The sequence below is a fragment of the Dickeya sp. ws52 genome (genome assembly GCF_007210685.1).
GTDB classification, from domain to species: Bacteria; Pseudomonadota; Gammaproteobacteria; order Enterobacterales; family Enterobacteriaceae; genus Dickeya; species Dickeya chrysanthemi.
In genome coordinates, this window is the sequence record NZ_SZVX01000014.1 from 1 (window position 1) to 20,212 (window position 20,212).

The 20,212-nt window shown below is 56.6% G+C and carries 18 protein-coding genes and 1 riboswitch; of the genes, 12 read left to right on the forward strand and 6 right to left on the reverse strand.

The features are described 5' to 3' along the window. Positions 1–645: 645 nt before the first annotated feature. The 5 genes from FDP13_RS14205 (at position 646) to FDP13_RS14225 (ending at position 5,704) form a co-directional block, all read left to right on the forward strand. Positions 646–1,344 (forward strand): 4Fe-4S dicluster domain-containing protein, encoded by a 699-nt coding sequence (locus FDP13_RS14205; protein WP_012770918.1) that lies wholly within the window; start codon positions 646–648, stop codon positions 1,342–1,344. Then, a complete protein-coding gene (gene nrfD / locus FDP13_RS14210) occupies positions 1,337–2,293 on the forward strand; it encodes a cytochrome c nitrite reductase subunit NrfD (RefSeq protein WP_012770919.1) in 957 nt (318 codons plus the stop codon). The genes FDP13_RS14205 and nrfD overlap by 8 nt, the downstream gene beginning before the upstream one ends. Positions 2,294–2,295: 2 nt before the next feature. After that, positions 2,296–3,669: an MFS transporter gene (locus FDP13_RS14215; protein ID WP_143839713.1), complete on the forward strand. Its 1,374-nt coding sequence runs from the start codon at positions 2,296–2,298 to the stop codon at positions 3,667–3,669. Between the two features lie 56 nt (positions 3,670–3,725). Further along, entirely contained in the window at positions 3,726–4,070 is a 345-nt protein-coding gene (locus tag FDP13_RS14220; protein WP_143839714.1) for an FMN-binding protein, read from the forward strand. A 62-nt stretch (positions 4,071–4,132) separates the two neighbouring features. Continuing rightward, positions 4,133–5,704, forward strand: a complete 1,572-nt coding sequence (locus tag FDP13_RS14225; protein ID WP_143839715.1) for an FAD-dependent oxidoreductase — start codon at positions 4,133–4,135, stop codon at positions 5,702–5,704. 63 nt (positions 5,705–5,767) lie between these two features. Here FDP13_RS14225 and alkB read toward each other — a convergent pair whose 3' ends face one another. After that, positions 5,768–6,421: a DNA oxidative demethylase AlkB gene (gene alkB / locus FDP13_RS14230; RefSeq protein WP_143839716.1), complete on the reverse strand. Its 654-nt coding sequence runs from the start codon at positions 6,419–6,421 to the stop codon at positions 5,768–5,770. A gap of 98 nt (positions 6,422–6,519) precedes the next feature. On the opposite strand from alkB, the gene FDP13_RS14235 reads away from it, so the two are divergent. Continuing rightward, positions 6,520–7,194, forward strand: a complete 675-nt coding sequence (locus tag FDP13_RS14235; protein WP_143839717.1) for a DNA-3-methyladenine glycosylase — start codon at positions 6,520–6,522, stop codon at positions 7,192–7,194. A 67-nt stretch (positions 7,195–7,261) separates the two neighbouring features. Here FDP13_RS14235 and FDP13_RS14240 read toward each other — a convergent pair whose 3' ends face one another. Then, entirely contained in the window at positions 7,262–7,726 is a 465-nt protein-coding gene (locus FDP13_RS14240; RefSeq protein WP_143839718.1) for a multidrug/biocide efflux PACE transporter, read from the reverse strand. Between the two features lie 106 nt (positions 7,727–7,832). On the opposite strand from FDP13_RS14240, the gene FDP13_RS14245 reads away from it, so the two are divergent. Next, positions 7,833–8,699, forward strand: coding sequence for a LysR family transcriptional regulator (locus FDP13_RS14245; protein ID WP_143839719.1), 867 nt, complete (start codon positions 7,833–7,835; stop codon positions 8,697–8,699). 429 nt (positions 8,700–9,128) lie between these two features. Next, complete coding sequence (fumA, locus tag FDP13_RS14250; protein WP_143839720.1) at positions 9,129–10,772, forward strand: class I fumarate hydratase FumA; 1,644 nt, start codon at positions 9,129–9,131, stop codon at positions 10,770–10,772. 46 nt (positions 10,773–10,818) lie between these two features. On the opposite strand, the gene norR is transcribed toward fumA, so the two are convergent. Then, positions 10,819–12,345, reverse strand: a complete 1,527-nt coding sequence (gene norR, locus FDP13_RS14255; RefSeq protein ID WP_143839721.1) for a nitric oxide reductase transcriptional regulator NorR — start codon at positions 12,343–12,345, stop codon at positions 10,819–10,821. A gap of 162 nt (positions 12,346–12,507) precedes the next feature. Between norR and norV the strand changes: the two genes are divergently transcribed. From norV to tehB, 3 genes are all read left to right on the forward strand, one after another. Next, complete coding sequence (gene norV, locus FDP13_RS14260; RefSeq protein WP_143839722.1) at positions 12,508–13,992, forward strand: anaerobic nitric oxide reductase flavorubredoxin; 1,485 nt, start codon at positions 12,508–12,510, stop codon at positions 13,990–13,992. A gap of 9 nt (positions 13,993–14,001) precedes the next feature. Continuing rightward, entirely contained in the window at positions 14,002–15,183 is a 1,182-nt protein-coding gene (gene norW, locus FDP13_RS14265; RefSeq protein WP_033576083.1) for an NADH:flavorubredoxin reductase NorW, read from the forward strand. A gap of 120 nt (positions 15,184–15,303) precedes the next feature. Continuing rightward, positions 15,304–16,167, forward strand: coding sequence for an SAM-dependent methyltransferase TehB (tehB, locus tag FDP13_RS14270; protein WP_143839723.1), 864 nt, complete (start codon positions 15,304–15,306; stop codon positions 16,165–16,167). Between the two features lie 85 nt (positions 16,168–16,252). On the opposite strand, the gene ribB is transcribed toward tehB, so the two are convergent. Continuing rightward, positions 16,253–16,906 carry a 3,4-dihydroxy-2-butanone-4-phosphate synthase gene (ribB, locus tag FDP13_RS14275; protein WP_027712977.1) on the reverse strand — a complete coding sequence of 218 codons (654 nt, stop codon included), beginning with the start codon at positions 16,904–16,906 and terminating at the stop codon, positions 16,253–16,255. Between the two features lie 128 nt (positions 16,907–17,034). Then, positions 17,035–17,195, reverse strand: a riboswitch (FMN riboswitch). A gap of 160 nt (positions 17,196–17,355) precedes the next feature. On the opposite strand from ribB, the gene FDP13_RS14280 reads away from it, so the two are divergent. Next, on the forward strand, positions 17,356–17,640 hold the full coding sequence (locus tag FDP13_RS14280; RefSeq protein WP_012770933.1) for an accessory factor UbiK family protein: 285 nt from the start codon (positions 17,356–17,358) through the stop codon (positions 17,638–17,640). A gap of 55 nt (positions 17,641–17,695) precedes the next feature. Here the strand turns inward: FDP13_RS14280 and yjeH are convergent, their stop codons facing one another. Next, positions 17,696–18,949: an L-methionine/branched-chain amino acid transporter gene (gene yjeH / locus FDP13_RS14285; protein ID WP_143839724.1), complete on the reverse strand. Its 1,254-nt coding sequence runs from the start codon at positions 18,947–18,949 to the stop codon at positions 17,696–17,698. Positions 18,950–19,112: 163 nt separating this feature from the next. Continuing rightward, positions 19,113–20,039: a cell division protein ZipA gene (gene zipA / locus FDP13_RS14290; RefSeq protein ID WP_012770935.1), complete on the reverse strand. Its 927-nt coding sequence runs from the start codon at positions 20,037–20,039 to the stop codon at positions 19,113–19,115. Positions 20,040–20,212 lie beyond the last annotated feature (173 nt).

The window sequence follows — 20,212 nt, forward strand, 5'->3', positions numbered from 1 at the left end:
AGGCTGGCCTCTGGTGAGAGACAGGATGTCTCTCATTTCATCCCCAGGAGCTTACACAAGTAAGTGACTGGGGTGAGTGACAAATCTGCCGGGAGCAGATTTGAACGCAGCTTGCTGCGGCCCGTAGGGCGAGGCCCAGGGAGGGGCCGAGTAATAAAGCCAACGCACCTGTAACTTGAAGTATGAAGGGTATAGACAAAAATAACGTACCGCGCGATTGAATTATTGCGCCACATCATTTTCATTCATTTTAGCCGGAAAAGGATTTTATTATACAAATCAAAAAAGACATATTAATAACAAAAACAAACAACAAAAATAACATTAACAATAAAACTCACGACAATAATAACATTATTTGGGCCAGTTATCGTATTTTGCAATTATTTTTATCCGGATATACAAAAAATTAAATGTGAAGCGTGACACATATCCCGCCAGGTGCGCATGTTCCAATTATCCCATCAAGATGTTTTATTTTCCGACACGCATTATTTTCAAACACACGCTTATTTTTAATATGTGAGAATTGTTGTTATTCACTGTGCGTACTCATGACGGGTGAATAAGAAAATAAAAAGAGATTTATTGCAGCGCAGAGAGTCGTTGCTGCAAACCGATATTCGATTTCTGAAAGGTTATTTTATGGAAAATTACACCCGACGCCGTTTTATCGCCATTATGGGCAGCGCGCTGGCCGTTTCCGGCAGTGGTTTGCCGGCCGCCGCGCAGGACACCACGGCGCCTTCCGTCGGCCCGCGCCCCGTCAAATACGGCATACTGCACAACGAGCTGCGCTGCATCGGCTGCAAAGCCTGTATGACCGCCTGCCGTAAAACCAACCAGGTGCCGGAGGGCGTCACCCGGCTGGATATCATACAAACCGTCGATATCCCCGCCACCGACACCAGTAAACCCATCAAACAGTTCTTTCGTCAGTCTTGTCAGCACTGCGATAACCCGCCCTGTGTGTCCGTTTGCCCGACCGGCGCGTCGTTCAAAGACGCACTGACCGGCATTGTCGACGTCAACGATAAACGCTGCGTCGGCTGTCGCTACTGCATCGCCGCCTGCCCGTACCACGTACGCTTTATCAACCCGGTAACCAATACCGCGGATAAGTGCAATTTTTGTCGGGAAACCAATCTGGCGGCCGGCAAGAAACCGGCTTGCGTCGAGATCTGCCCGACCAAGGCGCTGGTATTCGGCGACCTCAACGATCCGGAAAGCGATATCTCGAAAATGATCAAAAGCAATCCTATCTACCGCAGCAAAGTCTACCTGGGCACCGGCCCCAACCTTTACCGCATACCGGGTAAATACGGAGAGAGCGATCATGCATGATGCCTTTCATTTTCATTCGCTGGTGTGGGACTGGCCGATTGCCGTTTACCTGCTGTTGGTGGGGATCTCATCCGGGATGATGGTGTTGACGTTGCTGTTTCGCCGCTACCTGCCTGCGGAAAATCAACACGCCAACCCGTTGATTACCGCAACGGCCATCGTCGCACCGCTGTCGGTGATTGTCGGGCTGGTTATCCTGATTTTCCACCTCGCCCGCCCCATCACCTTCTGGTATTTGATGATTTTCTATAATCCCCATTCCATCATGTCGCTGGGGGTGATGCTGTTTCAGGTGTATATGCTGGTGATGTTCCTGTGGATTGCCAGCCTGTATCGCCAACCGCTGCTGGCCTGGAGCGAACGCCGGTTGCCGGCAGCGTTGCACACGTTGCTAAACCGGGTGGTCGCTCTGGTAACCCGCGGCATACGTCCGGTGGAAAATGTACTGCTGGTGCTGGCATTGCTGCTCGGCTGCTATACCGGCTTTTTGCTCTCGGCGTTGAAGTCGTTCCCGTTGCTGAATAACCCGGTGTTGCCGGTGCTGTTTCTGGTGTCCGGCGTCACGTCCGGCATCGCGGTGTTGATGATGGTCGGCACCTCGGCGCGCAGCCGTCGTGATTGCCCGCAGACTCTGCACCTGTTGCACCACCTGGAAAAACCGGTCGCCTTGATCGAGCTGTTCCTGCTGTTTGCTTTCTTTATCGGCCTGATGCTGGGCGGCGGCCAGAAAGCGGTGGCGGCGCAGGTTGCGCTGAGCGGATTCTGGGGCGGTGTGTTCTGGATCGGTATTATCGGCATCGGCATGTTGGCGCCGCTGGCTGCGGGCAGCCTGCCTGCAATGCAACGCCGTATCACCGCCCTGCCGCGCATCGCCGCCGGCCTGACGCTGCTGGGCGTGTTCCTGCTGCGGCTGTTCGTGCTGTATGCCGGCCAGATGACGGTAGCCTGACCATGACCGGCCCACGCGCACTCTTCTGGCTGGCTTCGGTGGCGTTCTTCATGCAAGCGCTGGACACCACCATGCTGTACGTCGCCGTACCGGCGATAGCACGCTCGTTACACCAGCCGGTCCTGCGTATGGAGCCGATCGTCATGGCGTATGTCATCACCGTCGTGGCCTTTACCCCCATCAACAGTTGGCTGAGCCAGCATCTGGGAGAGCGCCGCACGTGTCTCGCCGCCCTGACTATCTTCACCGGCGGCGCGCTGCTGTGCTTCCATGCCGACACCGCGTTTCAACTGGGTTTGGGCCGTTTTATTCAGGGCGCCGGCGGCGCGTTGCTGCTGCCGGTGATCCGCACGCAAGTTCTGCGATACACCCCCGCCGACACCCGGCTGTCATTCCTCAACCGTATGACCTTGCTCGGCATGTTCGGCACGCTGACCGGGCCGCTGCTGGGTAGCCTGCTGACCGACGGATTATCCTGGCGCGCCATTTTTATCGCGCCGGTTCCGCTGGCGCTGCTGTGCCTGTGGCTGGCGTGGCGCATCCTGCCGGCGGATACCCACGTCAGTCGCTGCCGGGTTTCGATGGGCAACCTGCTGCCGCTGGTCGGCATTCTGCTCACGGCCACCCTGCTGCTGGTGGCGGCGCCGCGTCATTGGTTGTCGCTGCCGGTCATGGTGCTGCTGGGTCTGGCCGGCATCCTGTGCACCTTGTGCTACCTGCGTAGCAATCCGCCGGGGCGTGAAGCGCTACTGCCGGTTTCGCTGTTCGGCATTCGTTCCTTTTACGTCGGCGTCTGGGGCGGCGTGCTAACCCGGTTACTGCTGGCTTCGCTGCCGGTGGTGATGTCGCTGGTAATCCAGACCTCGCTGGGCCTGCCGCCCGCGACCGCCGGGCTGATCATGCTGATGTTTTCGGCCGGCGCGCTGCTGGCCAAACTGATGTTCGAACCGCTGATTCGCTGGCTGGGTTATCGCAACGTGCTGATGTACGTCACGTTGCTGGCTTCCGCACTGGTCCTGCTGCTGGGTCTGGCTATCCAACACCGCTTACTGCCGGTGATTGGCATCTGCGCCGTCGCTATCGGCCTGATGACCGCGTTGTTGCACTCGGCGGAAAGCACGCTGGCCTGTTGCCACCTGAACAGCGACACCTACAACAGCGGCAATAACATCATGATTCTCAGTCAGTTGATTGCCGTCATGCTCAGCATGGCGCTGACCTTCCCGGCGCTACGCCTGTTTTCGCAATGGGAGCCGCTGCTGAACATCAATCACTTTAGCCTGCTGTTGTTACTGCTCGGAACCGGATTACCGCTGAGCTGCCTGTTGTTTCGCCACCTCAGCCATGAAGAAGGGAAAACGTTGCTGGCGCGCTAGCCTGCTGCGGGTTCCCGTTTATTGATGATGTCAACCAAACAGAGTGAATGCACGTTATGAAGAAAAGTTCCATCAAATTATTGGGTTGCCTGTTGCTGATCGCCGGGGCGGCCGTCGCCGAAGACCAGTTTAAAGCCGGAACCTACTCAGCGACCGGACAAGGCATCGGCGGTGACGTGACGGTCACTCTGGATATCGATGCCAAAGGCGTGGTGCAAAAAGCCACTATCGATGCGCCGAACGAAACCCCGGAAGTCGGCGGGGAAGCGGCCAAAGAACTGGAGAAAACCATGACGGAGAAAAAGACCATCAGCGTTGATGGCGTCTCCGGCGCCACCATGACCAGCGGCGCGGTACATGAAGCCTCACAGGCGGCCTACGCCAAAGCCAAAGCGAAATAAATACCGGACGACGCGCCGGTCTTTGGCGCGTCATTCCACGCGTAAAATAAAAGGAAAATAATATGGTTCAATACCGAAAAAAACTCCTTGCGGCTCTGTGCCTCTCGGTACTGGGAATCACGTCCGCTCAGGCATCAGGGCAACCCGAGCCTGCCGCCGAGCCGGCTAAAAACGCCGAGCCGGCCAAACCGGTCGAGATCCCCAAGAGCGTCGACGTGGTCGTGATCGGTGCTGGCGCTGCGGGTACGGCGGCCACCATGGCGGCGGCCGAGAAAGGCGCCAGCGTGGTGTTGCTGGAGAAACAGCCCGCCGTCGGCGGTACCGGCAATTTCGCGGAAGGTATCTTCGCTGCCAACAGTTCGATGCAGAAACGCCAGGGTATCGTGGTTACGCCTGATATGGCCTTTAAGACCATCATGGAATACAGCCACTGGATGGCGAACCCGTATGTGGTGCGCACTTTCGTCAATCGCTCCGCCGACACCATCGAATGGGTGAAATCCAAAGGCATCAAGTTTGAATACATCGGCCCCGGCGGGCCGGGCGGAATGCTGACCTGGCACGTTATCGACGGCCCCGGCCACGGTCGTTACCTGATCAAAACCTTCCATGAGCAGTTTAAAAACATGAAGGTTACGACGCTGGTGAAAACCGCGGGTAAAGACCTGGTGATGAAAGACGGCAAAATTACCGGCGTAATCGCTGAAGGCAGCGACGGTAAACCGTTCCAGATCGACACCAAAGCGGTGATCGTCGCCACCGGCGGCTATGCCAACAACAAAGAGATGCTGCAAAAATACGTCGCCATGCCCGACACCATCATGGTGGGCAACATTGGTAAAGACGGCGACGGCATCAAAATGGCGTGGAAAGCCGGCGCCAAAGAAGAAGGCATGGGGGTGGTGCAGTCTTATCGTCCCGGCCTGCCGGAGTATGCCCCCAACTCCCAGATGCTGGCTGCGGCTCGCCAGCCGTACCTGTGGGTAGACAAAACCGGACGCCGCTTCACCGATGAATCCATCGTCATCATTTGGCCGCACGCCGGTAACGCGCTGGCGAAAGCGGGCGGCGTGATGTATTCCGTCTTTGACGAGGAAACCCGTAAGCACGTGGTCAACGACGGTATCGATGTGCCGATCGGCGAATGGGTCATCGCCAATACCAAGCTGGTGAAATTTGACGACGAGTTCGCCAAAGAGAGCCAGAAAAACCGGGGTTTTGTCTTCAAAAGCAACAGCATTGAAGACCTGGCCAAACAGATGGCCATCGACCCGGCCGTGCTGAAACGCACCATTGAAGACAACAACCGCTATGCTGCTCAGAAACGCGACGAAGTCTTCAACAAAAACATGGACTATCTGCGCCCGGTAAAAACCGGACCGTTCTATGCGGTGAAGATGATGCCGGCCGCGCTCGGTACGCTCGGCGGCGTGAAGATTAACGAGAAAATGGAAGCGGTCAGCCCGAACGGCAGCGCGGTGCCTGGCCTGTACGTCACCGGTAACGATGCCGCCGGTATGTACGGCGACACCTATGACTTGCTGTTGGGCGGCGGTACTTTCGGCTTTGCGCTCAACTCTGGTCGCATGGCCGGCGAAAACGCTCTCGATTACATTCATTTCAGCGCGAAGTAACGCCTGAAATCCTGCCTGTCGTCCCCCACGCCGTGGGGGACTTTCACCCTTAACGAAACATCATCACACTTTACGAAACGTCAGATTCAGGCGCACCGCCTCCGTGAGCCCCGCCGGCAACGGCCCGCGTTTTAGCGGCAAAATCGCATGATAATTCAGCCTTGACGCACCGCCCCACACCACCACATCGCCGTGCATCAGCGCCAACCGCCGGCACGGGTCGCTGCGTTTCCTCCCACCGAATAGAAACACCGCACCTAACCCCAGCGAAACAGAGACGATCGGCTGGCGCAAATCCTGCTCATCCCTGTCCTGATGCAACGACAATTTGGCACCGACGGCGTAACGGTTAATCAGGCAGGCGTCCGGTGAAAAACCGTCATACCCGGCCTCGCGCGCCGCCGCCTGCGACAAGCGCAAAAAGCACGTCGGCATGGCAGGCCACGGTTCGCCGGTCAGCGGGTCCTGCGCGCTGTAGCGGTAGCCGTGCTCGTCGCTCACCCAGCCTAGCGGCCCGCAATTACTCATCGCCACCGACATGGTATGCCCGCCCGGCGTCACCATGTGGCGGAAAGGCGCTTGTTGCGTCACCGTTTCCAGCGCGGCCAGCAACTCACCGGCCTGTTGCCAGGCAAAGCCGCGCAACCACATCGCGCCGGGCGCCAGCGTTTCATTGCGGCGTTCCGGCGGCTCATCGGCAAACAGTTCGAAATTCATGCGCAACCCTGTTCAAATAACCAGTGGAATTTAGTATATATCTCTTCACAGAGCATTGCCTGCTGAAATAAATCGCCAATCATTAAGGATGCCAATCAATGACGCCATCTCCCCTCCCGTTCGACGAACCTCAGGCTCTCGCCCATTTATCCGCGATTGATGCGCACTGGGCGCGGTTGATCGACGGCGTCGGTCATCTTCGCTTTGAAAGCCGCCCGGCGCGGGAACCTTACGAGGCGCTGATCCGGGCAGTCGCCAGCCAGCAGCTCAGCAACCGCGCCGCCGCCGCGATCATCAGCAAGCTACAGCAACGTTTTGCCGTGGGGGAAAACGGCTTTCCCGCCGCCGAACAACTCGCGACATGTGAAGCGGCGATCCTGCGCCAGTGCGGTTTTTCCGCCCGTAAAATCGATACCGTTCAAGGCATTGCACAGGGCGTGCTGAGCGGGCTGGTGCCAGGCCGGGCGGACGCGGAACATTGGGATGACGAGACGCTGATCGAACGGCTTTGCTCGCTGAAGGGCATCGGCCGCTGGACGGTGGAAATGCTGTTGATCTCCACGCTGGAGCGGATGGATATCATGCCGGTGGACGATCTCGGCATCAAACAAGGGTTTCGTTACCTGTATCGTCTGCCGCAGGACCCGACGCGTAAAACGATGTTGGAACTGAGCGAACCCTGTCGCCCCTACCGCACGTTGGCGGCCTGGTATTTGTGGCGCATTCCCCACATGCCGGATTACGCCGAATACCGGGCATCGTTGCGTCAGTAAACGGCGTATGAAAACAAGCCGAAGCCAGGAGCAGGCAATCGCTCGCTCTCTTGCTTCGGATACCGGGCTAACGCCCCGGTATAACGGTGGTCAGCAGCCGTTCGCGCAGCACATCGTATAGCCAGTTATACGCCATGGTGTACGGCAGGAAGAACAGGAAGAAACCGATCTCCACCATCAGCGCCTGCCACAACGTGATATTCAACATCCAGGCGGCCAACGGCAAGCCGATCAGAATAAAACCGCCTTCGAAGCCCAGAGCGTGTCCTGCACGTACCCACCAACCGCGTTTCACGCGGCTGACCGGCCACAAGCGATCAAACAGGCTGTTGTACACCACGTTCCAGACCATCGCCACGCTGGATAACATGACCGACAGCGCCCCCACCTGCAAGATCGAGCGCTCAAGCACCCAGGCGCCGATCGGGGCGCAAATCAGCAACGCCATCACCTCGAAACCGATAGCATGTGCTATCCGCTCACGGAATGTTTTTTGCTGATGATGCGCTGTCTGCCGGGTTTTCTGTTGCATGGTTTCCTCCTTCGGATGATGCAGCGACGCTAACGGGTTGCCATTTTCATCTAAATAATCAATAGTTCTAAATTAGAATCCATCTAGAAAATCGATAGAGGCGGCGATGCGCTATTCCCCTGAATCTTTGCTGGCATTTCTCGCCACCGTGAATACCGGCTCGTTTTCCGCGGCGGCACGCCACCTGCAAAAGAGCCAATCCACCGTCAGCACGGCGGTGGCGAATCTGGAGGCGGATCTCAACCTGACGTTATTTGACAGGCGCGGTCATCAGCCGGTGCTGACGGAAGAAGGGCGTAAGGTGCTCAGCCATGTCAAAGCGATTCTCTCCGCCAGCGAAGCGCTGGACGAACTGGCGATCCGCCTGGCGGATAAAGTCGAACCGCGGCTGACCTTTGTGCTGTCGGACACCTGGCAATGCCGCCACTATTACCCGGTATTGCAGCGCTTCGCCGGGCGCTTTCCCGATGTCGAATTCGAGTGCCTGATTGCGGAAGACGAAGACGTGGTGGACTTGTTGCAGTCGCAGCGCGCCCACGTCGGCGTGTTGCAGGCACAGGCGCATTACCCCATCGACATTGCGGTATCCCGGTTGCAGGTGAAAACCGAAATGGCGGTGTATGTCGCCCGCACGCACCCGCTGGCGCAACAGAAACAGGTGACGCAGGAACAACTCGCCACAGTGCGTCAGCTCTGCCTGCATACCTACAGCCAACGGGAGCGCCCACCTGCCGAAGGCGCCGGTTGGTCAACGCCGTCGTATCTGATGTTGCTGGAAATGGCGGAGCAGGGTTTTGGCTGGAGCATCCTGCCGCGCTGGCTGGTAGACGAATACGCCCAGAACCGGCTGGTGGAACTGCCGCTGTCGGGCTGGCCGCGACAAATTGAAGTGGATATCGCCTGGTCGCGCCCGTCCCCTCCTGGCCCGGCAGGGCTATGGCTTATCGATACCTTGCTCGAACAGCGCGAATAATAAAATCAACATACCGGCAAGGTGACGTGTACCCTTATTTATTTAATGGGTATTTATCACCCAGGCATATCACACTTAATTAATTTAAATAAATGACTTAATATGGCGCGGGCGGGGTTATTTTTGTCATTGTCTACACGATGTTTCCGTCTGTAATATATTTTCGACGAAAACATGATGAAGATAAAAATAATGTGACTTGTCAGCGTGGTACTCCCTATCATAAAGCCATAGTATGTGAGGCGGTATCCCTCAAGGGGCGCAACCGGCGCACGTTAAGGAATATCACCCACGTTTATTGCTTTTGTCGTCGTGCCAGAGGCGATTGACACCACAACGATTGACACAACAATAAGACCGGCACAAAAGCCTTAGGCGGAAATAAGACCCGATACATCACTCAATAATGCGGCTGCAAGTGAGAAGAAAATGTCGAATAAACCGTTTTATTACCAAGATCCGTTTCCATTAGCGAAAGATAAAACCGAATACCGTTTAATCAGCAGCGACTTTGTTTCCGTCAGCCAGTTTGAAGGCCAGGATATTCTCAAAGTCGACCCGCAGGGGCTGACCTTGCTGGCTCAGCAGGCATTCCACGACGCCTCTTTCCTGCTGCGCCCTTCCCACCAGCAACAGGTCGCCGATATCCTGCATGACCCACAAGCCAGCGAAAACGACCGTTATGTCGCGCTGCAGTTCCTGCGTAACTCCGAAATCGCCGCCAAAGGCATCCTGCCGACCTGTCAGGATACCGGCACTGCCATCATCGTCGGTAAAAAAGGCCAGCGCGTGTGGACCAACGGCAACGATGCCGAAGCGCTGTCGCGCGGGGTTTACAACACCTTTATCGAAGACAACCTGCGCTATTCCCAGAACGCGGCGCTGGATATGTACAAAGAGGTCAACACCGGCACCAACCTGCCGGCGCAGATAGACCTCTACAGCACCGAAGGCGATGAATATAAATTCCTGTTCGTCACCAAAGGCGGCGGTTCCGCCAACAAGACCTACCTGTATCAGGAAACCAAAGCGCTATTGTCACCGGGCAAGCTGACCAACTATCTGGTGGAAAAAATGCGTACGCTGGGCACCGCGGCTTGCCCGCCGTACCACATTGCCTTCGTCATCGGCGGCACCTCGGCGGAAACCAACCTGAAAACCGTGAAACTGGCTTCCACCCGCTACTACGACGAACTGCCGACCGAAGGCAACGAGCATGGTCAGGCGTTCCGCGACGTGGCGCTGGAGCAGGAACTGCTGGAAGAAGCCCGCAATCTGGGGCTCGGCGCCCAGTTCGGCGGTAAATACTTCGCCCACGATGTGCGGGTGATCCGTCTGCCGCGTCACGGCGCTTCCTGCCCGATCGGCATGGGCGTGTCCTGCTCGGCAGACCGCAACATCAAAGCCAAGATCAACCGTCAGGGCATCTGGCTGGAACAGTTGGAAACCAACCCCGGCAAATACATTCCGGAACACCTGCGTCAGGCCGGCGAAGGCGAAGTGGTTCGCATCGACCTGAACCGCCCGATGGCCGATATTCTCAAGACGCTGTCGCAGTACCCGGTTTCCACCCGCTTGTCGCTGAACGGCACCATCATCGTGGCGCGCGACATTGCGCACGCCAAGCTGAAGGAATTGCTGGACAACGGCGGCGAACTGCCGCAATACGTGAAAGATCATCCGATCTATTACGCCGGCCCGGCCAAAACGCCGGAAGGCTATGCCTCTGGTTCGCTCGGCCCGACGACCGCTGGCCGAATGGACTCCTATGTTGACCTGCTGCAATCCCACGGCGGCAGCATGATCATGCTGGCCAAAGGCAACCGTAGCCAGCAGGTCACCGACGCCTGTCATAAACACGGCGGCTTCTATCTCGGCAGCATCGGCGGCCCGGCGGCGATTCTGGCGCAGAACAGCATCAAGAGCCTGGAATGCGTGGAATACCCGGAACTGGGTATGGAAGCTATCTGGAAAATCGAAGTGGAAGACTTCCCGGCCTTCATTCTGGTGGATGACAAAGGCAACGACTTCTTCCAGGTGATCCAGTCGCAGAAATGCACCCGCTGCGGTTGATGATTCGCTAAGCCTGTCCGTCAAACCCCGGCATTGCCGGGGTTTGTTATTTGATCCCCAGTCGTTTCGCCATACGGTGCAGATTACCGCTATCGACCGCCAGCTCACGGGCACAAGCAGACCAGTTGCCCTGATGACGCGCCAGCGTGTCGCTAATCACCTGTCGTTGATAATGATCCGTCGCATCCCGCAGGCTGACGCCGTGCCACGACGGCACGGTATCGGCGGCGGCCGGGCGAGGCGCGTCAGGCAAAACGCCATCCAGATTCAAATGTTCCGGACGCAATGTCAGATCGCCGGTCATATCGCCGGCACGCGCCACAATCGTCGCCCGATAAATCACATGCTCCAGTTCGCGCACGTTCCCCGGCCACGGATAACGCACCAGTAATTGCGTCGCTTCCGGCGACAGCGCTAGACGTTGTAACCCCAGCCGTGCCCGGCTGCGTTCGCAGAAAAAACCGGCCAGCAAGGCAATATCCTGACCACGCGCCCGCAACGGCGGCACCGACAGCGGAAACACGCTCAGCCGGTGGAACAGGTCGGCGCGGAAAGCGCCTTCCTGCACCGACTGCTTTAAATCCCGGTTGGTCGCCGCCAGCACACGCACATTCACTTTCAGGCTGCTGTCGTCGCCGACGCGCTGCAAATCGCCGTATTGCAACACCCGCAACAGCTTGGCCTGTAACGTCAGCGAAAATTCGCCGATTTCATCCAGAAATAGCGTACCGTTATCCGCCAGTTCGAACTTGCCGGTACGATGGTGAATGGCGCCGGTAAACGCCCCTTTCACGTGACCAAACAGCTCGCTTTCCGCCACCGACTCCGGCAGCGCAGCACAGTTCAGATACACCAGCGAGCGGCTCGCGCGCCGCGATCCTTGGTGGATGGCCCGCGCCACCAGCTCTTTGCCGACCCCGGTTTCCCCCATGATCAGCACGTTAAGATCGCTATCGGCCACAATCGCCACTTCTTTTTTCAGTTGCTGCATAGGCGCAGACAACCCCACTATCTCGTCAGCATTCGCTTCCGCCATCGGAACGGCATCCGGCAGCGGCGCCAGCGTTTGCCGTTCCAGTTGCTCCATCAACAACGCATTGCTCAAGGCAACGGACGCCATCGCACCAATCAACCGCAGCTCTTCATCGCTGAAATGATCGAATTGGTGAGGGTCCATCCCGTCAATCGTCAGCGCCCCGATCAGCGTGTGGTGAGCAAACAGCGGCAACCCGACGCAGGCATGAACTTTCAACGCTTCCTGACCGGGGATCAGGCCATCGTAAGGATCAGGAAGCTGGCTATCCGCCGGGAAACGCACCACGTCGCCTGCCCGGGCTATCGCCTCCAGCCGGGGATGCTCCGACAGCCGGAAACGCCGCCCCAGCACATCCGGCGCCAGTCCGTCGGTCGCCAGCGGGCGCAGCAGTTGGTTTTCATAGCGCAGCAAGGCGGCGGCATCGCAACATAGCAACTGGCGCAAGCTATTGAGCAGGCGCTGAAAGCGGTCGCGGGTTGAAAGCCCCTGTTGCAGCTCAATGGCAATGTGCGCGAAGGCATCTATCGATAGCGTCATGGTGTGTCTTTTTCACAGATGAGTGTCAAAAAGACATTATCCGGTTATTGTCATAATGACAAAGATTATTTTAAAAATACTTAATAATCAAAAATATAAAATCTGGCACGCCTCATGCAATGACATCGTATCCACCTTTAATACGCTAACTGGAGTGTTACGATGTCTATTCATGTTAAAAACAATATTCACTGGGTCGGGCAGCGGGATTGGGAAGTGCGCGACTTCCACGGCACCGAATATAAAACGCTGAAAGGCAGCAGCTATAACAGCTACCTGATCCGGGAAGAAAAAACGGTGCTGATCGACACCGTTGACCACAAGTTCAGTCGTGATTTTGTCCAGAACCTGATGGCGGAGATCGATCTGGCGCAGATCGATTACATCGTTATCAACCATGCGGAAGAAGATCACGCCGGGGCGCTGAGCGAGTTGATGGCCCATATCCCTGATACGCCGATCTACTGCACCCATAACGCTATCGACTCGATTACCGGTCATCACCATCATCCTGAATGGAACTTCCACACCGTCAAAACCGGCGATTCGCTGGACATCGGCAACGGCAAGCAATTGGTGTTCATCGAAACGCCGATGCTGCACTGGCCGGACAGTATGATGACTTATATGAGCGGCGACGCCGTTCTGTTCAGCAATGACGCTTTCGGCCAGCACTACTGCGATGAACACCTGTTCAATGATGAAGTCGATCAGGGTGAGCTGTTTGAGCAGTGCCAACGCTATTTCGCCAATATCCTGACGCCGTTCAGCCGTCTGGTCACCGCCAAAATCAACGAAGTGCTGGCGTTTAACCTGCCGCTGTCGATGATCGCCACCTCCCACGGCGTGGTATGGCGCGATGACCCGGCGCAGATCATTCATCACTATTTGCGCTGGGCGGATAGCTATCAGGAAGATCGCATCACCCTGTTCTACGACACCATGTCCAACAATACCCGCATGATGGCGGATGCCATCGCCCAGGGGATCCATGATGTCGATCCGGGTGTGGCCGTGAAAATCTACAATGTGGCTCGCCATGACAAAAATGAAATTCTGACGCAGGTGTTTCGCTCCAAAGGCGTGCTGGTCGGCTCTTCCACCATGAATAACGTGATGATGCCGAAAGTGGCCGCCATGCTGGAGGAAATTACCGGCTTGCGCTTCCAGAACAAGAAAGCCTCTGCCTTTGGCAGTTACGGCTGGAACGGCGGCGCGGTTGATCGCATCCAAACCCGGCTGATGGATGCCGGCTTTGAGACCACGCTGTCGCTGAAAACCAAGTGGCGCCCGGATGGCTCTGCGCTGGCAATTTGCCGGGAACATGGTCGTGAAATTGCCCGGCAATGGGCGCTGCATCCGTTAACCGTATTGCCTGCCGCCTCAGGCATCAGCCAAACCGCGGCGGTTACCGACATCGACAGACCGGCAGAGATTGCCCCCGCCGCCCCCTGTAACTGCAATAACGCGCCGGCAACGCAGTACAACAACCGAATGCAATGCAGCGTGTGTCAGTGGATTTACGACCCGTCGATCGGCGAACCGATGCAGGACGTAGCGCCGGGCACACCCTGGTCTGATGTTCCGGACACTTTTTTGTGCCCCGAATGCAGCTTAGGCAAAGACGTGTTTAATCCCATCAACTAAGGAACGGCCATGTCTGATGAAATCATTCGCAATGAAATAATTGTTGTCGGGGCAGGCTTTGCCGCCCGGCAATTGATTAAAAACCTACGTAAACAGGATTCCGATTGCCCTATTCGTCTGATCACCGCCGACAGCGGCGACGAATACAGTAAACCGGAACTGAGCCATGTGTTAAGCCAGCAGCGCCGTGCCGATGACCTGACGCGCATGAGCGCCGCGCAATTTGCCGAAGAACAGCGGATTACGCTGTTGCCGCATACCGCCGTCACCGGTATTGACGTCGCGGGGCGGCAGGTTATCTGCGATGCCCGCCGCTATGATTATCACCGGTTGGTGCTGGCAACAGGCGCCAGCGCCGTGCTCCCGCCGATTCCCGGCCATGAATGGATGCTGACGCTCAACAGCCAGCAGGAATATCGTCAGGCGGAAACTCGCCTGATGCAGGCAAGGCGCATTCTGGTCGTGGGAGCAGGGTTGATCGGCAGCGAGCTGGCGATGGATATGGCGCAAGCCGGTAAGCACGTCGTGCTGGCGGATCGAGCATCACACCTTCTTTCCGCGCTGCTGCCCGTCGATTTCAGCGCCCGGCTACAAACCGCCTTGCTGCGCCAAGGCGTAGAACTGTTACTCCATACTGAACTCCAGCGGGTGGAAAAAACCGATGCAGGCCTGAACGTCACATTAATATCCGGTCGCACGCTAGAGGTTGACGAAGTGATCTGCGCCATCGGATTGCGCGCCAATACCTCGCTGGCCGCCGCCGCCGGTCTGGCGGTGAATCGCGGCATTGTGACCGACAACCAGCTACGTACCTCTGATCCACATATTTACGCGCTGGGAGACTGCGCCGAAATCAACGGCAAACTGCTGCCCTTTTTACAACCGATTCAACTGACCGCCAGCATCGCGGCTAACAGTATTGCGGCCGGCACAGGTCATGGCGCGAACAACCCTCTACAGGAAGGAAACCGCTCCCTCACCCTGCCTGCGATGCTGATTCGAGTGAAAACGCCGCTATTTCCGTTACAACTGGCGGGGGAAACACAAAACCCGCAACTGGTCTGGCACCTCATAGCCGATGATGGCGGCATAGTGGCAAAAGGGATGGCCGGAGAACAGTTACGGGCTTTTGTCGTGGGCGGCGACCGCATGAAAGAGGCCTTCCCGTTGCTACGACAACTGTCATCATGAAACGCCATGACGACGGCTACAGCGGCCGCCTTGTCATTTCATGTATTTGTAATACATATTTCTGGTCACACCATCGCGCGCTTAATAGAATAGCCGGATACGCGGATGCACGAGGTCTTTATGCAAGAACTGATTTGTTATAAACAGATGCCGGTATGGAACAGCAGTACGCTGCCTGCGGCATTCCAGGAAAAACACAACACTAAAGAAGGCACCTGGGCGAAGCTACAGATTATAAAAGGCGAGATGACGTTCGACCTGCTGACGGAACAAGGTGAAACTACGGAGCGTTTCCAGTTCTCGCCGCAACAACAACCGCCCTATATCGAACCCCAGTGCTGGCACCGCATTGTCTCGTTTTCAGACGATCTGGAATGCCAATTGGGCTTTTACTGCACGGCGGAAGACTATTACCACAAAAAATATGAGCTGACGCGCACCCACTCGGAAGTCATCAACGCCCTGCGCTATGTGCAACCGGGGAAAGCGCTGGATCTGGGCTGTGGCGGCGGGCGTAACGCGCTCTACCTGAACCTGAAAGGGTTTGACGTCACCGCCTGTGACAAGAACGCCATGAGTATTGATAAGCTCAATCACATCATTGCCGATGAATCACTCAGCCGGATTGAGGCGTTCGTCCACGATATCAATCAGGCCGATGTTCGTCATCAGTACGATTTCATCCTGTCGACAGTGGTATTTATGTTTCTGGAACGCTCATGCATCCCGGCTATCGTCAGCAACATGCAGGAGCGCACGGTTGCCGGTGGCTATAATCTGATTGTCGCCGCCATGTCCACCGACGATTTCCCCTGCCCACTGCCGTTCTCGTTTACCTTTGGGCACAACGAATTACACGACTATTACCGAGACTGGGAGATCGTAAAATACAACGAAGATGTAGGGGAACTGCACAAAACCGACGCCGACGGCAACCGTATCAAACTGCGCTTTGCCACGCTGCTGGCGCGCAAACCCGCCTGAACCTGACACCCCAAAAACACCATGCCTGAAAAGACACAGGGCCGGAAAACCGGCCCTGTGTCGATACGATGTTGTCTGACGACAATCAGCTGGCTTTGCGCTCAGCCGCCTGACGGTAAGCCACCAGATCTTCGATAGTCAGCACCGGCATATTGTGCCGTTTCGCAAAGGTGATGACTTCCGGCGCATGTGCCATAGAACCATCGTCATTCGTCAGTTCGCACAACACGCCGAACGGTTTGAACCCCGCCAGACGCATTAAATCCACCGTCGCTTCGGTATGACCGCCACGCGCCAGCACGCCGCCCGGCTGCGCACGCAGCGGGAACACATGACCAGGGCGATTCAGATCGCTCGCACGGGCATCATCGGCAATCGCCGTGCGAATCGTCGTCAGGCGATCGGCGGCGGAGACGCCGGTAGTGACGCCTTCAGCGGCTTCAATCGTGACGGTGAACGCCGTCTGATAATGGCTGGAATTGTTTTCCACCATCATCGGCAGTTCCAGCTTCTGGCGACGTTCTTCGGTGAGACACAGACACACGATGCCGCTGCCGTGGCGAATGGTCAGCGCCATTTGTTCAACGGTCATGGTTTCGGCCGGGAAAATCATGTCACCTTCGTTTTCCCTGTCTTCATCGTCCAGCACCATCACGCCGCGGCCTTGACGCAACGCATCCAGCGCACGTTCAACGCGTTCAACAGGAGTACCGAATTCGGAAAGTAAAGTCTGATTCATGGTAAAAAAACCTCATTGTTAATATGGATTACCAGAATCAGGGCGAACTTGAGGAGTCGCTGATGCAAGCTGAAAAACAGCGGCAAAAGCGCAAAAATAACGCGGGCAGGCGCGAACCTGTCAGAAACCGTTACTCTCTCCCATCCGGACTATTACCGTCGGCCCCGGAATTACACCGGATCTGCTGACCTCAAACGATACCGCTTGAGCGCTCGCGGGCTTCCAGTCGGCCTTAGGCGCAAACTGGTTTACCGCCGGTGGGGAATTGCACCCCGCCCTGAGAATAAGCAGAGCTACTATAACGCTAACCGAAGAGAGGGGCAATCGCTAACCCTACTGATAGATCGCAAAATTCATAAGATACAAATCACTTTTTGTTTATACCGAGCAGGTCTGGCATTACACTGAGAACATATCCACCGTTTCGTCAAACAGTTCAGGAAAGCGTCATGATTGACCCGAAAAAGTTAGAGCAGATTGCTCGTCAGGTGCAAGAATCCATGCCGAAAGGCATCCGGGAATTTGGCGAAGATATGGAGAAGAAAATCCGTCAGATTTTACAGTCGCAGTTGGGCAAGCTGGACGTAGTCAGCCGTGAGGAATTCGATTTACAAACCCAGGTTCTGCTGCGTACTCGTGAGAAACTGGCGTTGCTGGAACAGCGCGTGAGCGCACTGGAAACGAAAACCGCCGGCAGCGAAGCCGGGCAGCGACCGCCCGCCGACCCGCAGTAATCCCCCGGCGGCGCTACGTCAGACAGGGCTTCGGCTCCTGTCTGGTTGTCCGGCGCTAACCGGTCGCAACAGCCTCGTTTTTTGCAGGCAGCATCAGCCACAGCGCCGCCAACATGCCTAACGCATACAGCGACTTCCAGCCCAGCGTCAGCAATAACGCTACGCACAATACACTTCCAACGCCCGCCATCACCCGCGAACGGCCATGCAGCAGCCGCCATCCCGCCAACATGCACAGCAGATAAATCAAAATAAAAATGCCGTTGGCGTAAACGATCAGTTCAGACAACGGCAGTTGCAGCCAATAGATCAGCAGACAGCAGATCAGGCAGCAGGCCACTACCAGCGATAACGCATTCACCGGCGCACGCGATGCGGATAAACGCGCCAGACGGCTCCCTTCCGGTGCTTGCGACCACACCAGCCGGGCAAAACCCTGGGTATAGATATTCACGCTGGCGAAACAGGCGAGATAACCCACGATGCAGGCCAGCCACAATGCATGGTCGCCGAATAGCCGCACCACCACGCCGGGCAGCGATGCGGTGGCCGCCTGATGGGGGCCGTAAGCGCCGAAATGCAGTACTGCGACGGTACATCCCCAATAGACGGCGCCGGCCAGCAACATACCGATCAACAACGCGCGTGGAAAATCACGCTCGGGTGACCTGAATTCAGTCGCCAGATGCGCAAAAGCTTCCAGTCCGACAAAACACCAGAACATTACCGCCAGCGCATCCAGCATCTTCGCACCGTTAATCTCCGCGAGTGCGGGCCACGGTATCTGAGACAACGTTATCTGCCCCTTCCACCAGATCGCCGCCACCAGCAACACCACCAGCAACGCAATCAGCGTCTGCACCGTCGCGCTGGAACCGGCGCTACGTATTCCCAGCAACCAAATCACCGCCAGCGTCAACAACTGCACCAACAGTAAACCACCGGCGCTCAATCCAAAGGCCGCCTGCCAGAAACCAGACGCAATCTGCATTGCCGCGGGCAAGCCAACCGGGATTACGGATAAGAATAACCAGCCGGTCACTCTGGCTAAACGGGGACCGAACGCCAGTCGGACAAAATGCGCCGCGCCGCCGGCATTCGGAAAGTGTCGGCCCAACGAAGCAAAAGCAATCGCAATCGGAAACACCAGAGCAATCAGCAGCGGCCAGGCCCACAGACTATCGCCACGCGACTGCTCCGCCACCAATGCGGGCACAGCAAACACGCCGGTTCCCAGCAACGAGGTCGACAATAACCCGATGCCCTGAACCAGCCCCAACTCCTGTTTTAAGGTATTATTACCGCTCACTGTCTGCACCTTGCCGCCAGCCGACAGGTTTACTGCCCGACACCGACATACTGAACGCGATCGCTGCATGAACGATTGCGATGAAAGTAAAAAAGCCCCCGAGAACGGAGGCTTGTGAAAAGAGAGAGCATTAACGACACGCTACCGTTATTCGCCCCAAACGTTATTCGCCCTGAGCGCTGTTCGCCTTGAGCACATCGCGAATACGGGCTTTATACGCTTCCACCTTCTGCGGCGTCATCAGGCGACGCTCGTCATCCAGCACCACGCCGCCGACATCATCGGCGATACGTTGAGCGGATTGCAGCATCAGCTTGAAATTCTGACTCGCCTCGCCATACGAAGGCACCATCATGAAAATCGACACGCCCGGCGTGGTAAATTCCGACATGGCTTCCACGTTGAAAGAACCGGGTTTAACCATGTTAGCCAGACTGAACAACACCGGCCCACTGCCGGCCGGGTTAACATGACGGTGGAAGATGTTCATTTCACCGAACTGGAATCCCGCCTGCAACACGCTTTGCAACAGCAACTCGCCGCCAATCACGCCGCCCTGATGAGCCGCTACGTGCAAGACCAGCACCGCTTCTTGCGGTGGTTCATGTTGTACCGTTGTCGGCGCGTCAGGCACAGGATCGGGTTGCCGGTGATAGGTTTGCGCCGCCGGCTCATTAACCGCTTGTACAGGCTCTGCCGACTGGGATGACGGCTGCTGATAGCGAGGCTGCGGTTCTGCATGTGGCGTAACAGGCTGGCGCAACGGCGCTGGTGGTTCAACATCGTCCAGTAACGGGTCATACACCGGCGATTCCTGCCTGAAGGCGGGCTCCGGACGCTCGCCTGAAGGCGCATAATCGCCGGACGGCGTATTTTTCTGGCTGCGGGAAGAAGTCACCCGCACTTCACCCACCCCGTCGTCAATGTCTTCCAGCGGGGTATCATCACGCTTTGGCTTCAGGCGTTTTACCGGACGATCACGGAAAAGGGACGAGCGCTCCTTACGGCTTGTCCAAAGACCATGCAGTAACAGTGCTATAATTGCGATCGCGCCAACGACAATCAAGATCAGACGCAGGTCCTGCATCATTGCTATCCCAGTTATTCCAATACATTGCCACTACGGCAAATACACATACCTCTAACTGTATTTGCCTGTGTACCCAAGTGCAAGTCCGTGCACTAGTTTATGATAATAAAGATCGACAGGGGGCATTTTTTTGCCGTTTTTTCATGCAAATCGCAACTAGCCAGCCGAAAACC

Coding starts and splice junctions, on each gene's coding strand:
- FDP13_RS14205 (WP_012770918.1), top strand. CDS start 646: ATGGAAAATTACACCCGACGCCGTTTTATCGCCATTATGGGCAGCGCG.
- nrfD (WP_012770919.1), top strand. CDS start 1,337: ATGCATGATGCCTTTCATTTTCATTCGCTGGTGTGGGACTGGCCGATT.
- FDP13_RS14215 (WP_143839713.1), top strand. CDS start 2,296: ATGACCGGCCCACGCGCACTCTTCTGGCTGGCTTCGGTGGCGTTCTTC.
- FDP13_RS14220 (WP_143839714.1), top strand. CDS start 3,726: ATGAAGAAAAGTTCCATCAAATTATTGGGTTGCCTGTTGCTGATCGCC.
- FDP13_RS14225 (WP_143839715.1), top strand. CDS start 4,133: ATGGTTCAATACCGAAAAAAACTCCTTGCGGCTCTGTGCCTCTCGGTA.
- alkB (WP_143839716.1), bottom strand. CDS start 6,421: ATGAATTTCGAACTGTTTGCCGATGAGCCGCCGGAACGCCGCAATGAA.
- FDP13_RS14235 (WP_143839717.1), top strand. CDS start 6,520: ATGACGCCATCTCCCCTCCCGTTCGACGAACCTCAGGCTCTCGCCCAT.
- FDP13_RS14240 (WP_143839718.1), bottom strand. CDS start 7,726: ATGCAACAGAAAACCCGGCAGACAGCGCATCATCAGCAAAAAACATTC.
- FDP13_RS14245 (WP_143839719.1), top strand. CDS start 7,833: ATGCGCTATTCCCCTGAATCTTTGCTGGCATTTCTCGCCACCGTGAAT.
- fumA (WP_143839720.1), top strand. CDS start 9,129: ATGTCGAATAAACCGTTTTATTACCAAGATCCGTTTCCATTAGCGAAA.
- norR (WP_143839721.1), bottom strand. CDS start 12,345: ATGACGCTATCGATAGATGCCTTCGCGCACATTGCCATTGAGCTGCAA.
- norV (WP_143839722.1), top strand. CDS start 12,508: ATGTCTATTCATGTTAAAAACAATATTCACTGGGTCGGGCAGCGGGAT.
- norW (WP_033576083.1), top strand. CDS start 14,002: ATGTCTGATGAAATCATTCGCAATGAAATAATTGTTGTCGGGGCAGGC.
- tehB (WP_143839723.1), top strand. CDS start 15,304: ATGCAAGAACTGATTTGTTATAAACAGATGCCGGTATGGAACAGCAGT.
- ribB (WP_027712977.1), bottom strand. CDS start 16,906: ATGAATCAGACTTTACTTTCCGAATTCGGTACTCCTGTTGAACGCGTT.
- FDP13_RS14280 (WP_012770933.1), top strand. CDS start 17,356: ATGATTGACCCGAAAAAGTTAGAGCAGATTGCTCGTCAGGTGCAAGAA.
- zipA (WP_012770935.1), bottom strand. CDS start 20,039: ATGATGCAGGACCTGCGTCTGATCTTGATTGTCGTTGGCGCGATCGCA.